This window comes from Pedobacter sp. 10L46_2, from assembly GCF_056395165.1.
Genome location: NZ_JBFTIZ010000518.1, coordinates 1 through 1,384 on the forward strand (window position 1 = coordinate 1; position 1,384 = coordinate 1,384).

The 1,384-nt window shown below is 52.2% G+C and carries 1 rRNA gene; it reads right to left on the bottom strand.

Annotation, left to right across the window (positions count from 1 at the left end):
* Positions 1-1,384: ribosomal RNA gene (locus tag AC1DDX_RS27410) — 23S ribosomal RNA — on the bottom strand; the annotation flags it as partial.

Below are 1,384 nucleotides of genomic sequence, written 5' to 3' on the forward strand. Positions count from 1 at the left end.
GCTCGCTCGTGCCATACCCTTGATTTACGCGCCCCGATTTGCCTAAGCGCCATCTTCGATACAGCAACAGGGACATCCAACACCCTTATGATCTTCCGCGATCCGTCCCCCCATCGCATCATACGACGGTGCAGGAATATTAACCTGCTTCCCATCAGCTACGCATCTCTGCCTCGCCTTAGGGGCCGACTCACCCTACGCCGATGAACGTTGCGTAGGAAACCTTGGGCTTACGGCGAGGGGGCYTTTCACCCCCTTTATCGCTACTCATGTCAGCATTCGCACTTCTGATACCTCCAGCAKCCTTTACAAGMCACCTTCGCAGGCTTACAGAACGCTCTCCTACCGCGTGCACTAAAAGTGCACACCCGCAGCTTCGGTTTATCGCTTAGCCCCGTTACATCTTCCGCGCAGGACGACTCGATCAGTGAGCTATTACGCTTTCTTTAAAGGRTGGCTGCTTCTAAGCCAACCTCCTGACTGTYTWWGCCTTCCCACTTCGTTTCCCACTTAGCSAWWMTTRGGGACCTTAGCTGGCGGTCTGGGTTGTTTCCCTCTTGASWCCGGACGTTAGCACCCGATGTCTGTCTCCCGTGATTGCACTCTTCGGTATTCGGAGTTTGCTATGGCGGGGTAATCAGCAATAGACCCCCCAACCATGACAGTGCTCTACCCCCGAAGGTGACACACGAGGCACTACCTAAATAGTTTTCGGAGAGAACCAGCTATTTCCAGATTTGTTTAGCCTTTCACCCCTATCCACAGCTCATCCCCTAAYTTTTCAACRTTAGTGGGTTCGGTCCTCCAGCACGTGTTACCGTGCCTTCAACCTGGCCATGGATAGATCATCTGGTTTCGGGTCTACACCCAGCGACTSAATCGCCCTRTTCGGACTCGCTTTCGCTACGSCTTCCCTAWTCGGTTAASCTTGCCACTGAATGTAAGTCGCTGACCCATTATACAAAAGGTACGCMGTCACCCCACAAGGAGGCTCCTACTGTTTGTATGCATRCGGTTTCAGGATCTATTTCACTCCCCTYCCGGGGTTCTTTTCGCCTTTCCCTCACGGTACTGGTTCACTATCGGTCGATCACGAGTATTTAGCCTTGGAGGATGGTCCCCCCATCTTCAAACAGGATTTCACGTGTCCCGCCCTACTTGTCTTACGCTTAGTTCCACACACAAGATTTCGCCTACAGGGCTATCACCTGCTACGGCCGGACTTTCCATTCCGTTCGACTATCTTGCGTGCTAAAACGTAAAGGCTCTTCCGATTTCGCTCGCCACTACTTTCGGAATCTCGGTTGATTTCTTTTCCTCGAGCTACTGAGATGTTTCAGTTCACCCGGTTCGCTTCCACTAGCCTATGTATTCAGCTAGGGAT